This is a genomic window from Deltaproteobacteria bacterium (assembly GCA_021737785.1).
In the GTDB taxonomy this organism is placed as follows: domain Bacteria; phylum Desulfobacterota; class DSM-4660; order Desulfatiglandales; family Desulfatiglandaceae; genus AUK324.
Map to the genome: position 1 here is coordinate 1 of JAIPDI010000080.1, position 14,321 is coordinate 14,321.

Genomic DNA, 14,321 nt, shown 5'->3' on the forward strand with positions numbered 1-14,321 from the left:
CTTTCCGTTTTAACCGGCGCACTTCTCAACATCGTGGGAAGCTCTTTTATCGCCTTGTTCAACAGGCAATGCACGTTGATCCGGTTCCATATGGCAAGATCATTAAGCATGTCAGAGGGCCTAAAAAACGTGACCACAACATATAGTAGCCACCTGAGTTAAATGGATACCCTCATTCTCCTTAATCTAATGAAAGGCTAATGACCATTTAACAATCCATGCTTATTTTTTGGGGAATTGAGGAGTGTCCAGTTCGAGGAAGTCCCTTGCACCACATGGGCATGAATTGATTTGCGTATATCGTTCGCGGAGTCGCCGTCAGACGATTCAAGGTCCTCACGGCCTCCACTACAAATTTAAATGAGAATCATATTAAATAAGGAGAAAAATGATGGAAAAGAGACGATGCATCAATCAACTGCACTGGGTATTTGACCTTCCTGATACAGCCGGGTTGGACCCCGAGGGGAGGGAAGCGACTCGGATCATGATGATCTATGACCGGGCAACAAACGTAACCAGATTCGAGGTGTTGGGCAAAGGGCTTCCGGAGGATCTACGGGAGGATATTTCGTTGTGGCTGCACAACAACAGCCATGTCTGCGAAGCCGTTAACGGGCCTGCCTGATCCACACCGCCTGGCGCTCTGAACCAGGGCAATCACCCTCCTTTGATAGTTCAGTTCACATATCACGCACACGTAACATATCCCTCATAAAAACCTTACAAAGGGGGTCTATTTTCATAGCAGTTTCTTCATTACTCTCTCTGCGTGGACAGAGAAGGGGTGGTCCCTTCCTGTTCCACGCAAACCCTGTTCAAATCTCCGTTCTCCAACGCCGGTGAGAAATTTTCCAAACAGCTTTGGCTGATCCGTCTACTGGAATAAGCAATTCACGATCCCTCGCCAATACGTGCCTGCTCAATTTCGATCTTACCAAAATCTAACTTCCTCCTAATAGGTTGCTAATCCGTCTGTTTCATCATGGCCTGAATTGCGAAATGCAACGTATTCGGAGAGGAGGTGAAATGCAGAGGATTTAGGAGGAAAGAGTCGCCGTCATATCTTTCGATGTGCCGCAACAAAAATTGAGTGGAAGGAGAATGTCTACAATGAAAAGAATTGCACTGTTTGTATGTCTGATCGGTGCCCTGTTCTTTAATCTGGGAATGGCGCCGTCATATGCCGCTGAAGTGGATGTTTTGATCAACAAACTGGTGGAAAAAGGTCTTCTCAGCCAGCAGGAGGCGGGCCAACTGCTGAAGGAGATGCAGAAAGAAGGGGCCAGGCAGGAGACCACGGTAAAAGAGACTGCGGAAAAGGTGGCCAAGGAGACGGCGCAGAAGACCGTCAAGGAGGAGTCGCAGACGTGGGCCAAGGTACCCGGATGGGTCAATAGGATTCATTTCAAGGGGGACTTTCGTCTTCGATATCAGTACGAAGACAAGGAAAAAAGCGATGGGACCACCACCAACCGGAACAGAGGACGCTACAGGTGGCGCTTCGGAGCGGTGGCGGATGTTACTGAAGATAAGAAATGGCAGGTGGGCTTTGGACTGAGCTCGGGCGGCACGGATCCACGTTCCACCAACCAGACCTTTGACAGGGACTTTGAGACGCCGGATGCCAGAATCGATTACGCTTACGCCCAGTTCCAGCCGTTCAAGGAATGGAAGATCATCGGCGGTCAGTTCAAGAACCCCATCTATCAAACCAAAGACCTGGTCTGGGACGGCGATATTCGACCCCAGGGAATTGCGTCCCCGCTGGATTTCAAGATCAACGACCAGTTCGGATTCTTTCTGAATCCGGCCCTGTTTGTCCTTCAAGAGTTCAGAGCAAATGAAGAAACTGCAATTATGTTTGTTTTTCAGCCCGGTGTGACCATTTATCCCACCAAGGCCACCTGGATCAAACTGGCGGGAACCTGGTATTGGAACTCGGATGTGGAGGGAAACTCGTTTGCACACAGTGCAGGCACCAACTCTACGGACGCAAACGGCAACCTGTTGTACAACTATTCATCCATCGCCCTGGATGGCGAGGTGGGATTCAAATTCAACTCGTATATTCAGCATGCGGCATTATTCGGCCAGTTTATCAAGTCTGATGCGGATAACGATGATACCGGCTGGCTAGCCGGCTTCAAATTCGGGCGCAGCGTCAAGGATCTGGGTGACTGGGAGCTGAAGTACAATTACCGGCGTCTTGAAAAGGATGCGGTGCTGGACTTCCTGCCGGACAGCGATTTCTACGGCGGCGATACCAATGTGCAGGGACACGAGGTCGAACTCAAGTTCGGTCTGGCCAAGCACGTCTATTTGGCCCTGGACTATTATCGCAGCGAAAAGATCGACTACGCTCCCGGGAAGACAAACGAGCCCGAGAACCTGTTTCAGTTCGACGTGAACTTCAAATTCTAACCATCTGTTGCCGGCATCCACCCGGAACACCATATATTAACTGTCTCGAAATAGTACCGACATCTTCGTCATGCCGGACTCGATCCCCGCAGGTACGGGAACTGGATTCCGGCCTTCGCCGGAATGACGGTGTAAAGACAAATATGAGACGGTTAATATGTCCGGATGGATGCCGCAAGACAGACGGGCATAGGCGTGAGTTTACCCTTGTAGATGGCAGACCGCATGTCCAAAAAGCAGATCCTTGTGGTGGATGATGAAGAAGATATCCTGGAGTTGATCAGTTTTAATCTGACCAAGGAGGGATACGATGTCATTTGCACCCCGACCGGGGAGAAGGCCCTTGACGTCATAGGAACGGAGCGCCCCGATCTTGTGGTGCTGGACCTCATGCTCCCGGGCATAAACGGACTTGAGGTGGCGAAAGCCCTCCGGAATGACCCGGGGATCCGGGATATCCCTATTGTAATGTTGACGGCCAAAGGTGAAGAGTCGGATATTGTGGCGGGTCTGGAGTTGGGCGCAGACGACTATGTTACCAAGCCGTTCAGCCCAAGGATTCTGGCAGCCAGGGTGAAAGCGGTCCTTCGGAGAAAATCGGCCGATCTCTCGGACGAATCCGAAGTCGTAAAGATCCACAAACTGGTGATTCACCCGGGTCGTCGTGAGGTCCTGGTGGACCAGCAGCCGGTAACCCTCACTTTTACTGAATTCGGTATCCTGAGCTACCTGGCCCATAGACCGGGATGGGTGTTCACCCGGTCTCAGATTGTCGACCAGGTAAAGGGCTCTGAATATTTCGTGACGGATCGTTCAGTGGATGTTCAAATTGTCGGACTCAGGAGAAAACTGGGGTCTGCAGGCAGTTATATCGAGACCGTTCGGGGCGTCGGATATCGCTTGAAGGCGTAACGACCCAATCAGGCCGGGCATCCAAAGGGCGCAAACACCTCAAAATTGGGGCTTGTCATTTTGCATTCCCGACTGTCCGCCTATTTACGGCAGCAAAGGGGATGATGGCGGATAGAAGACGACAGTGAAACAGGTGCCAACTTCAGGGTTGTTTTCCAGAAATATGGCGCCCCCCATCGATTCGATGAGCGTTTTTGAGATATAGAGGCCCAGGCCGGTCCCCTTGGTCCCGGCTCTTACATTTTTTCCACGGTAAAATTTATCGAATATTTTCTCCCTTTCGCTCGCTGGTATGCCCGGGCCCCTGTCTTCCACCTGCACGCTCGCCTCCACTCCTTTTTTGAATTCCACACGTACGGCGACGCCAGATCCTTCGGGGCTGTATTTGATAGCATTTTCCAGGAGATTGGAAACCACGACCTTCACAGCAGTCGGGTTCAACCTCAGCGTTGGAAGGTTTCCTGCCAGCTCAAAATGGATGAGCACTCCCTTTTCATCGGCCTGTCTTGAGAGGATTGAAATGACTTGACGGACGGTTTCCGCAAGAGAAATATCTTGCTCAGGGAGAAGATAATCGCCGGTCTCAAGCCTGGCGAGCAAAAGCATTTCTTCTGTTATTGAATTCAGGGAATGGGAACACTCTTTGATGACCCCTGCACAGTGTCGGTATTTTTCAGGGGTCATGAGATGGTTTCCGGCAATTCTCTCGGAATACCCGCCGATGATGACCAACTGGTTTCTCAACTCATGAAACAGCATGTCTTGAAAATCGGTTTGCTGCGATTCCCTTACCTTGAGTTTTTCGACCTCGGCGCCCAGATGCCTTTTCTTCATTTCTCTTGCAATCAGCCGATCGACCTTGAGCAACACCTCTTTGACCGAGAAGGGCTTTGGAATATAGTCATCGGCCCCCATCTCGATTCCCTTCAGTTTTTCTTTGACCGAACCGAGGGCGGTGAGCATAATGATCGGGATCTCGGATATGTCTTCCCGTTCATGATTGCGAACGATCCTGCAAATTTGCCACCCGTCCATCCCGGGAAGCATAATGTCTAAAAGGATCAGATCGGGCCTTTCCTCTTCGATCAAGCGGCAGGCCGACGGACCGTTCAATGCGCTTATTGTGAGGTATCCCTTCCTGCTGAGATTGTATTCCAGCATACAAGCCAGGTCCTCGTCATCCTCCACAATCAGTATCCTTCCGTTTGCCATGCGATCGCCTCTGTAAAGAAGTCCAGCTGTGTTTATTGCGAGAAAATAGGTTTCGCTGAAATTGTATTAATGTGTACAAGCCAGGCTCTCCCCGTCTTCCCGAAGTAATATTTTTATTTCTTATATATCAATAAGTTGAATCATATACCCGTTTCATGCCTCTTGGGAGACAGGCGCCATTGATATCGATGCACAGTTGAACCCACGGGTATTAGAAATGTATTAGCGTGGGATTAGGTTTCTGCCGTTATAACTTCACGGCCGAAGCCCTTTCTGCTGATTCTTCGGGTGGGGTTTGCAGTGTGCCCGTGAAAGGATGGCCCGAGAGCGGCCGACAAACACCCGACGGCGTCACTGCGGACAAGGATCATGCTTGAGGGGGGTGCCTTGTACCGGCTCACCCAATCCTAATATGCATCAAATTCTTTCCTAATAAACCCCTCCTATGTTGCGGATCATGTGAATTTGCATCGCGCATCGGGTCGTGTATTCAGTCATTCGCTCCACACGGGGGCCGCGGGCCCGAATCATCGCTACCAACTAAGGAAAGGAGGTGTTGGACGGACTTTTTAACGGAAGGTTAACGGGACCCTAACAAAAATCTAACAATTCAGGACCATGGTAGTCGAAAACGAACTCGAGGCGGATGGTTCACCCGGGATTAGGCGGACCCTCTTTATAACACTTTCAATTCTATGGAGGAAAAAATGAAAATAAAAGGTATTGGAATCGCAGCGTTTCTTGTGGCAGGACTTTTTGCGGGGAATATGGCGTGGGCAGGAAACATTGTGATCAAGGGATCGACGACCGTGCTTCCCATTGCACAGAAAACCGCTGAGGCGTACATGAAACAGAACCCGGATGTAAAGATATCCATTTCGGGCGGCGGGTCCGGCAATGGGATGAAGGCCCTTGTCGACGGTTCGACGGACATTGCCGACGCGTCTCGGTTTATCAAGCAGAAGGAAGTCGACCTGGCCGTCAAAAACGGGATTTATCCGGTCCCCTTTGCGGTTGCTTATGACTGTATCGTGCCCGTGGTCCACCCCAGTAATTCCATCGTCAATGTCACCTTGGCCCAACTCAAAGACATCTATATGGGAAAGATCAAAAACTGGAAGGAGATCGGCGGGCCTGATCAGCCTGTGGTCGTTATCTCACGGGACACCTCTTCAGGCACGTATGAGGTTTGGCATGAGAAGGTCCTGAACAAGGAACGGGTGTTTCCCGGAGCCCTCCTGCAGGCCTCCAATGGGGCGGTCTCTCAGGCAGTGGCAAAAAACAAGAACGCCATCGGTTATATCGGTCTCGGATATGTAAACAAAGACGTCAAGACCCTGACGGTAAACCGGGTTGAGGGGTCAAAAACCACGACCCTGAACGGGACGTTTCCGATCAGCAGGCCCCTCTTCATGTTCACGCCGGGATGGCCAAAGGGGGATGTGCTCAATTTCATCAACTTTGTCCTGAATCCCAATAAGGGACAGAAATATGTTGAAGAAGCAGGATATGTGCCCCTTTTTTGATTCGCGGTTGTAAACCGGGCGGCCCCGTGGGATACTCCGGACGGATCCCACGGGCCTAAAACCCAATTAGAAGGCAAATCATCTGCGGAAATCAGCGAACTTAGTGGACGGACGGGACTAATGAAGGATTGCGCATGGCAAAAAACACGAAAACAGGAAAAGGCCGGCGAAACACGGAACGGGTCATTCGGTTTTGTTTTTTTGGCGTGGCCCTGGCTTCCATCACCACCCTCTTCCTGATTGCCCTATTCCTGTTTTTGGAGGGCCTACCTATTTTTAAAGAAGTATCGGTGACGGACTTCGTATTCGGGACAGAATGGTATCCAACCGATGACCCACCGGACTTCGGGATTTTTCCCCTGATTGTGGCATCCCTTGCCGTGACATTGGTCTCCTCGATGATATCCATACCATTAGGGGTGTTGACCGCCCTCTATCTCGCGGAGAGGGCGTCTCCGAGGGTTCGGGAGTGGGTAAAACCGATGGTGGAGTTGCTGGCGGCCCTTCCTTCGGTGGTCATCGGATTTTTCGGCATGGTCATTGTGGCGCCCTTTCTTCAGCAGATCCTGGATATGCCCACGGGATTGAATCTCTTCAATGCCTCACTCATGCTGGCCTTTATGTCCATTCCCACCATCTGCAGCCTCTCGGAAGATGCCATTTTCGGCGTTCCTATGGAACTGAAAGAGGCATCTTTGGCCCTGGGCGCCACCCACTGGGAAACCATCGCACGGGTGACTTTCCCGGCAGCCATTTCCGGCATAACCACCGCGGTTATTCTGGGGATGTCACGGGCCATGGGAGAGACCATGGTGGTGCTGATGGTCGCAGGCGGCGCCGCCATGATGCCCGGATCTTTATTTGATCCGGTAAGGCCCATGCCCGCGAGTATCGCTGCAGAGATGGGGGAGGCCCCTTTTCAGAGCGACCATTACTATGCCCTATTCGCCACGGCCATTATATTGTTTCTGTTTACATTGGCCTTTAACATCATTGCCGAGCAGATTTCCCATCGATACCGGCAGGTGGGGGCGGCGACGCTGTGATGCCTGTGAGCAGGGAGCGGGGAGCGGGGAGCGGGGAGCAAGGGGGAGAAGGTAAGAGGGTAAGAGGGTAAGAAGGTGAGACCCGACCAGCAACGAGCAACCAGTAACCAGCAACGAGTAACGAGCAGTCATAATCAGGATTGACGGATGAACAGGATCAATCACAGTAGTGGCGTGCAGCCTCGCAGAAAGGTGGTCCAGGGCGTGATGTTCAGCCTTTTCAGGGTCTCGGCCGTGATCAATGGGGCAGCACTCCTTCTGGTGGTTTATTTCCTGGTGGCAAGGGGGTGGCGGGCCATTAACTGGACATTCCTCACACAGCCCCCGATCGATTCCATGACCAGGGGGGGCATCCTCCCCTGCATTGTCGGGACCCTCTGTCTCAGCCTCGGCGCCATTCTTGTCGCGCTCCCGATCGGTGTTGCGTCCTCAATCTACCTGAACGAATATGCGCGTCCCGGCCGCGTTGTCCGCATCATCCGGCTGGGCATCAATAACCTCGCCGGGGTCCCGTCGGTGGTTTTCGGGCTATTCGGTCTGGCATTTTTTGTGGTATACTTAAACATGGGGGTCAGCATCATTGCAGGGGCACTGACCCTGGGCGCCCTCACCCTGCCGGTCATTATCGGGTCCACGGAAGAGGCCCTGCGGGCCGTTCCGGACACATACAGAGAGGCGTCTTTGGGCCTTGGCGCCACCAAGTGGCAGACCATCTACCGGGTCGTTCTGCCAACGGCCCTGCCCGGCATCCTCACCGGAACCATTTTAGGGATCAGCAGGGCAGCCGGGGAGACCGCACCCATCATGTTCACGGCCGCGGTGTTTTACACCCCTTCACTCCCGGCCTCCATCTTTGATGAGATCATGGCGTTGCCGTACCACATCTATGTGCTGGCAACGGCAGGCACGGAGATCGAGGCCACGCGTCCCCTCCAGTATGGAACGGCCCTGGTGCTGATCGTCCTGGTGCTCGGTTTGAACCTGATTGCCATTGTTTACCGGTCCCGGCTCAGGAGGAAGCGATGAATCCTATTTCCCCCTCGGTTCCACTGGAACATCCACCCAAAATGTCGACACAGGATCTGGATTTCTATTACGGCGAGTCCCAGGCCCTTTCCGGCATCACCATGGACTTTCACGAGAATCAGGTAACCGCCCTTATCGGGCCGTCGGGCTGCGGGAAAAGCACCTTGTTGCGCTGCCTCAACCGGATGAACGATCTGATCCCGTACAGCAGGTCCGAGGGAAAGGTCCTCCTTGACGGCGACAATATCTACGATCCGAGTGTGGACGTGGTGACACTGCGTCGTCATGTAGGGATGGTCTTTCAAAAACCCAATCCATTTCCCAAGACTATTTTTGAGAATGTGGCCTATGGTCTGCGCGTCAACGGCATCAAGGACAAGGGTCTTCTGACAGAGCGGGTGGAGATTAGTCTGAAACAGGCGGCCCTGTGGGATGAGGTGAAAGATCGTCTTCACGATTCGGCCCTGGGACTGTCCGGCGGTCAACAGCAGCGCCTCTGCATTGCACGGGCCATGGCCGTGGCGCCGGAGGTCTTGCTCATGGACGAGCCTGCTTCGGCCCTGGACCCCATCGCCACCCTGAAGATCGAGGAACTGATTCACGAATTGAAAGCGTCGTACACCATCATTATCGTCACCCACAACATGCAGCAGGCCGCAAGGGTATCGGATGTAACAGCCTTTTTCTATTTGGGCGAGTTGATCGAGGTGGACCGGACCGAGACCCTCTTTACCCGGCCCAAGCTAAAGCAGACGTCTGATTATATTACCGGCCGATTTGGTTAACCCAGTGAGGCACACGAATGAGGAAAGGCCTATGAAACGGCATTTACAAAGAGAGTTGGAGAGCCTGAAAAAGAAGATCCTTTCTCTCGGCGCCATGGCCGAGGAACGGGTCCGAATGGCCATCGAAGCCTTTGAAAACAGAAACGGCGAGTTGGCGCAGAAGATTATTGACAGTGATCAGGAAATCGATGACGCCGAGGTGGAGGTGGAAGAGGAATGCCTCAAAATCCTGGCCCTGCATCAACCGGTGGCAGTGGATCTGCGGTTCATCAGTGCAGTCATCAAGATCAACAACGACCTGGAACGTGTGGGGGACGAGGCCGTCAATATCGCAGAGCGCGTGGAAAACATTGCCAGAAGGGCCCCGGTCAAGGTCCCCTTCGAATACGGCACCATGGCAGAAAAAACAGAGACCATGCTGCACAACAGCTTGGATGCACTGGTGAACCTGGATGCGGACCTGGCCTATAAGGTGTGTATCTCCGATGATGAAGTGGATGACATCAACCGGGATATTTACGATAAGATCAAGGAAGTGATCAAGGCCCAGCCCGACCGGGTGGGGTATTTGATCAATCTCCTTTTTATTGCACGTCACCTGGAACGGATCGCCGACCATGCCACTAATATTGCCGAGGAGGTAATCTACATGGTGGAAGGAGAAATTCCCCGTCACAGGAAGGACATATTGATCCCGAGGGATGCATAGGCCCCGCTGTCGGCAGCGGCGTGAAGGATTCTTCTGACAATGCAGTCTCTATTTACATAATGCTGACAGGCTGGTAATGTTTATTTCTGTTTTTTTGAAACGGTGCATTGGAAAAGAGACGCTATGCCTAAAGAACGTATTCTCGTGGTCGACGACGAAGAAGATATCCTGGAGTTGGTGAGATTCAACCTCCTGCGGGAGGGATATGATGTGAGGGTTGCCGACTCCGGAGAAAAGGCCGTTGACCTCACACGAAAGGACCTTCCGCACCTCATCATATTAGACCTTATGCTTCCCGGAATAGATGGCCTGGAGGTGACAAGGATCCTTAAAAGCAATTCCGAAACCAGGCAAATCCCGATCGTGATGCTGACGGCCAAAGGGGAGGAGCCGGATGTCGTCGCCGGGCTCGAATTGGGGGCTGACGACTATGTCACCAAGCCCTTCAGCCCGAGAATCCTTTTGGCCAGGGTCCGGGCGGTGCTCCGGAGAAAACAGGAGGAGGCCCAAGGGGCATCCGATGTGGTGAAGATCCGCAATCTCATGATTCATCCAGGTCGGCGGGAGGTCCTGGTAGATGGGAAAAGCGTGCCGCTGACCTTCACCGAGTTCGGCATCCTAAATTATCTGGTGCGAAGGCCCGGTTGGGTATTTACCCGCTCCCAGATCGTCGATACTGTTCGAGGAACAGACTATTTTGTAACCGACCGTTCCGTGGACGTCCAGATTGCAGGCCTTCGAAAGAAGCTGGGTCCCAGCGGCAGGTTCATCGAGACGGTCCGAGGGGTTGGATACCGTTTCAAGGAGTAGTTTATGGCGGTAAAAAGACGTTTATTCTGGCAGATTTACCCCTCCTACCTGCTCATCACCGGTATATCTCTCGTGGCCGTCGCCTGGTATGCCTCCCGCTCAACCAGGCACTTTTATCTCGACCAAACCGCCTTGGATCTGGAGGCCCGGGCACGCCTTTGCCAGGAACAGATCCTGAGCTACATCGATCCGCTTGATGCAGGGAAATTGGATCAGGCGGTAAAACGGATGGGGCGGGCGGCCGACACCCGCATCACCGTGATGCTTCCATCCGGGAGGGTGGTCGGAGATTCCGATGAAGCTCCCGCAGCCATGGACAATCATGCCGACCGGTCAGAGTTTATTGACGCTTTAAACGGCAACCGAGGCACGTCCATCCGGCACAGCAGGACCCTCGAAAAGGATCTGATGTACGTGGCCGTCCCTGCCCGGCAGGAGGGACACGTGAATGCGGTCATCCGTACTTCCATCCCCATAGACTCCGTCGACGAAACCATCGGCGCTATTCAGACCAAAATAATTTTCGGCGGGCTGGTGATCGCGGTTTTGGCAGCCGTCCTCGGTCTTTTTGTAGCGCGCCGTATTGTCCGTCCGATTCAACAGATCAGAATGTGGGCGGAATCCATTGCCCGCGGGCAGTTCGAACATAAGCCTTCCTTCACGGCCTCCCAGGAAATTGAAGCCCTTTCCGTTTCACTCAGCCGGATGGCCGAAGAATTGCGTGAGCGGATCGATACGGTCATCCGCCAACGCAATGAAATTGAGGCCGTGCTTTCCAGTATGGCCGAAGGGGTGATGGCCCTGGACATGGAAGAGCGCCTCATCAGCATGAATCAAGCCGCCGGCCGGATGCTCGACGTCCATCCGCACGATATGGAGGGCCGGAGTATACAGGAGTTGGTCCGAAGTACGCTGCTGCATCAGTTTGTAAAAGATACCCTCTCAATCGGAACACCCGCACGAATGGACATCCCCCTCGCCTCAGCGATTGTCAACTGCCACGGGACCCCGCTTCGAGACGCCGGGGGAAGACAGATCGGCGCGTTGGTTGTCTTTAATGATGTGACGCGCCTTCGCAGGCTTGAGAATGTCCGTCGTGAATTTGTCGCCAATGTTTCCCATGAACTCAAGACCCCGATTACGACCATCAAAGGGTTTGTGGAAACCCTTCGCGGCGGCGCGGTCAGGAATCCAAAGGATGCGGACCGTTTTCTGACCATCATTGACAAGCATGTTGCCCGTCTCGAGGCCATTGTAGAAGACCTCCTCCGCCTTTCGAGAATTGAGCAGGGGGCTGAGCAGGGGGAAATAGAGCGGATCGACAGCCGGATCAGTGAAATCCTTCGGACCGCCGTCCAGGTCTGTCACAGCAGGGCCGATGGCAAACAGATACAGATCGAGATATCATGCCCCGAAGAGACTCGGGCGTGGGTCGATCCTCCCCTTCTGGAGCAGGCAATGGTGAATCTCATCGATAACGCCATAAAATACAGTGAGGAGAAGAAAACGGTCCGGATAAGAGTTACCGAAGAAGAGGGGGGGACCGTGATTTCCGTGCACGATCAGGGATACGGCATTGAAAAAAAACATCTCAGCCGCCTGTTCGAACGGTTTTATCGGGTGGACAAGGCGAGGAGCCGGCAATTGGGAGGCACAGGTCTGGGTCTGGCCATTGCCAAGCACATCGTACAGGCCCACGCAGGCCGCCTGACCGTTGAGAGCATCCCCGGCAGGGGGAGCGTCTTTTCCATACACCTTCCCACCAACCCGCCCCACAATGGCTCCGCATCACATGGGGATCCGCTGCAACCTTCATGACGATCTTCACTTCTTATCGTTCTGGCCGGACTGTCCGGGCGTATCCCGGTCGTGCTCCGCCTTCAGGAAGGTCGTCTTGAAATGGTTCTTCATGCTGATAATGGGCCACCCTTTCTTCCGTGCCTCATCCATGAGACCCTCTTTGCAATACACGAATTCGGCCGGATCGTCGTGATCGATGACACAGGAGAGGTGGCGGTAAGGAGAGGTAGCCGTAAATTCCAGCATCCAGATGTCGCCGTAGGAGTTGCCGAAGGCCAGGACCGGCGTCCGTCCTGTCCGCATCTTGATCCGGATTGACTTTGCGCTGTTCAGATTCACCGGGGGACTGATCTTCCCCCGGATGAAAACCGTCTTGTCCCCGACCTTTTCCGCCCTGGCCGTCACCATGGACCCGATACAACGGCTTTGATCCACGTGCAGGTATTCCTCCGAGATCGCCATTACGGCGAATTGGAGGGCGCCTGAAACCACGTAAACGCTGAAGCCCCGCTCATGCAACAGGTCAATGAGTTCAATCATCGGTTTGTAGACCAGTTCCTTGAGAGGCCTTTTTTTCTCGGGATTGACGGCTGTCTCAAACACCTTGAGACAATAGTCTCTGAAAAAATCAAAGGTTCTTCCTTCAAACGCGAGACTGAATGTTTTGTCGAGATCCTTTCGCAGGTACTCCAAATCACGACTCATGGCTGCATCGCAGAGGGCCTTGTACTCCGGTCCCTTTGCCGACACCTCGGATGCATACGCAATCAGATAGTGGATGGTCGCATCCAGCACAAAGTAGAGCGGCTTTTCGGAGAGAAGCGTTCCATCCATATCAAACACGGCGAGGCGATCCCGTCCGGGGATGAAATCCTTGTCCCCAAACGTGGATACATCAAAGATGAAATCCACAAGGAGTTCCCTGACATCCCCCTGCCAGGAGGGCAATGCATCCCGGCGCGAGACGGCCCGGCATTCTGCGGCCTGGAAAAGGCTGAGGGCAAAGGCAGCGATAACAGCGGCAATGGCCAGGCGGGCAAGCGACCATCGGGTGAAAAGGGATACCATTATTTTCGCTCCATGCGGTGATGCACCTGTTTTGGTTATGGGCGCTCACCGGTAAGGCACCAACTTCTCCGCATGGTGTCCCGCAAGGCGGGATTACCACCAAAAATTCCAAGATCTATCCTTTGAGAAAGTTCGTGAGGCGATCCCTGAGGTCCTTTCTTTTTTCCGGGTTCTGATTGGATTCCACCAGATCTTCCCAAACTTCAAAAGGTATCTGATCCGCATCGTATTCGATATCCACGGTGCGTCGCCAGAGACTGACTTTGGCACTCCGGACGCCGGGAATCTTCTGGTTGAAATTTCCGACACCTGCATCCTGAAGCACTCCAAGGCTGGAAAGGCTGAACCTTATGGTAATTTTGCCTGGAGCGTGCCTTGAAATCTGGATGTGCGGCGCGAGGTCCAACAGCAGCCGGATTGCCTCCTGAACGGGCAAAGCAGGGCTTTCTTGTTTTCGATTTTCGAGCATGAAGAAGGTTCCCGATTGCTGTTTACTTGTTGGATGAGCCTGTCCTCAGCAACATCGGCCGCATGATTCATGTCAGGTGAATGCTTCGCTGTTTTGTTTAGCAAACGACCTGGGATCTGTCAAAGCATTTCAAGGGGGAACAATAGGGTGCAAGTCAAGGCAGGGAAATAATGGAAAAGATCAATCGATGTGGATTGCTTCTAGAGCGGATAACCGCAGCCAAAACAGCTGGTGCTGTCCCGTCATTCCGGCATGCCCTTAGCCGGGATCCAGTCCGTCGTATTTCTGGATTCCGGCTGGAAACGTGCCGGAATGACAAAAGGCTGAGCGTGCAAAGGAAGGATGGCCGTATTTTCTTGTTTTTCGTGACAGAAGACCAGGGAATAAGGGCCTAGAGACCCAGATAGGCCTTTCTGATCTTTTCTTCCTTCAAGAGATCCCTGCTGTTTCCATGAAGGACGATGCACCCGTTTTCGATCACGTATGCCCGGTCCGCGATCTCCAGGGTATGCCGCACATTCTGTTCCACCAGGA

The 14,321-nt window shown here is 53.2% G+C and carries 14 protein-coding genes; 11 read left to right on the plus strand and 3 right to left on the minus strand.

Features of this window, described 5'->3' with window-relative positions; all coding sequences use genetic code 11:
• The 4 genes from K9N21_22885 to K9N21_22900 all read left to right on the plus strand — a co-directional run.
• Positions 1–146, plus strand: a 146-nt coding sequence (locus K9N21_22885; GenBank protein ID MCF8146762.1) for an IS1595 family transposase, incomplete at its 5' end; no start/stop codon positions are given.
• 242 nt (positions 147–388) lie between these two features.
• Positions 389–628, plus strand: a complete 240-nt coding sequence (locus K9N21_22890) for a hypothetical protein (protein ID MCF8146763.1) — start codon at positions 389–391, stop codon at positions 626–628.
• Between the two features lie 485 nt (positions 629–1,113).
• On the plus strand, positions 1,114–2,424 hold the full coding sequence (locus tag K9N21_22895) for a putative porin (GenBank protein ID MCF8146764.1): 1,311 nt from the start codon (positions 1,114–1,116) through the stop codon (positions 2,422–2,424).
• 225 nt (positions 2,425–2,649) lie between these two features.
• Complete coding sequence (locus K9N21_22900; protein ID MCF8146765.1) at positions 2,650–3,336, plus strand: response regulator; 687 nt, start codon at positions 2,650–2,652, stop codon at positions 3,334–3,336.
• Between the two features lie 84 nt (positions 3,337–3,420).
• Here K9N21_22900 and K9N21_22905 read toward each other — a convergent pair whose 3' ends face one another.
• Positions 3,421–4,548, minus strand: a complete 1,128-nt coding sequence (locus tag K9N21_22905) for a response regulator (GenBank protein ID MCF8146766.1) — start codon at positions 4,546–4,548, stop codon at positions 3,421–3,423.
• Between the two features lie 707 nt (positions 4,549–5,255).
• On the opposite strand from K9N21_22905, the gene K9N21_22910 reads away from it, so the two are divergent.
• The 7 genes from K9N21_22910 to K9N21_22940 all read left to right on the plus strand — a co-directional run bounded on the left by K9N21_22910 (position 5,256) and on the right by K9N21_22940 (position 12,268).
• A complete protein-coding gene (locus tag K9N21_22910) occupies positions 5,256–6,074 on the plus strand; it encodes a PstS family phosphate ABC transporter substrate-binding protein (protein MCF8146767.1) in 819 nt (272 codons plus the stop codon).
• Positions 6,075–6,208: 134 nt separating this feature from the next.
• On the plus strand, positions 6,209–7,120 hold the full coding sequence (gene pstC, locus K9N21_22915; GenBank protein MCF8146768.1) for a phosphate ABC transporter permease subunit PstC: 912 nt from the start codon (positions 6,209–6,211) through the stop codon (positions 7,118–7,120).
• A 147-nt stretch (positions 7,121–7,267) separates the two neighbouring features.
• Positions 7,268–8,146: a phosphate ABC transporter permease PstA gene (gene pstA, locus K9N21_22920; GenBank protein ID MCF8146769.1), complete on the plus strand. Its 879-nt coding sequence runs from the start codon at positions 7,268–7,270 to the stop codon at positions 8,144–8,146.
• On the plus strand, positions 8,143–8,931 hold the full coding sequence (gene pstB, locus K9N21_22925; protein ID MCF8146770.1) for a phosphate ABC transporter ATP-binding protein PstB: 789 nt from the start codon (positions 8,143–8,145) through the stop codon (positions 8,929–8,931). The genes pstA and pstB overlap by 4 nt, the downstream gene beginning before the upstream one ends.
• A gap of 31 nt (positions 8,932–8,962) precedes the next feature.
• Entirely contained in the window at positions 8,963–9,640 is a 678-nt protein-coding gene (gene phoU, locus K9N21_22930) for a phosphate signaling complex protein PhoU (GenBank protein MCF8146771.1), read from the plus strand.
• Positions 9,641–9,763: 123 nt separating this feature from the next.
• Positions 9,764–10,450 (plus strand): response regulator, encoded by a 687-nt coding sequence (locus K9N21_22935; protein ID MCF8146772.1) that lies wholly within the window; start codon positions 9,764–9,766, stop codon positions 10,448–10,450.
• A 3-nt stretch (positions 10,451–10,453) separates the two neighbouring features.
• Positions 10,454–12,268 carry a cell wall metabolism sensor histidine kinase WalK gene (locus K9N21_22940; protein ID MCF8146773.1) on the plus strand — a complete coding sequence of 605 codons (1,815 nt, stop codon included), beginning with the start codon at positions 10,454–10,456 and terminating at the stop codon, positions 12,266–12,268.
• A 6-nt stretch (positions 12,269–12,274) separates the two neighbouring features.
• Here the strand turns inward: K9N21_22940 and K9N21_22945 are convergent, their stop codons facing one another.
• A complete protein-coding gene (locus K9N21_22945; protein MCF8146774.1) occupies positions 12,275–13,318 on the minus strand; it encodes a haloacid dehalogenase-like hydrolase in 1,044 nt (347 codons plus the stop codon).
• A 115-nt stretch (positions 13,319–13,433) separates the two neighbouring features.
• Positions 13,434–13,787 carry a hypothetical protein gene (locus K9N21_22950; protein ID MCF8146775.1) on the minus strand — a complete coding sequence of 118 codons (354 nt, stop codon included), beginning with the start codon at positions 13,785–13,787 and terminating at the stop codon, positions 13,434–13,436.
• Positions 13,788–14,321 lie beyond the last annotated feature (534 nt).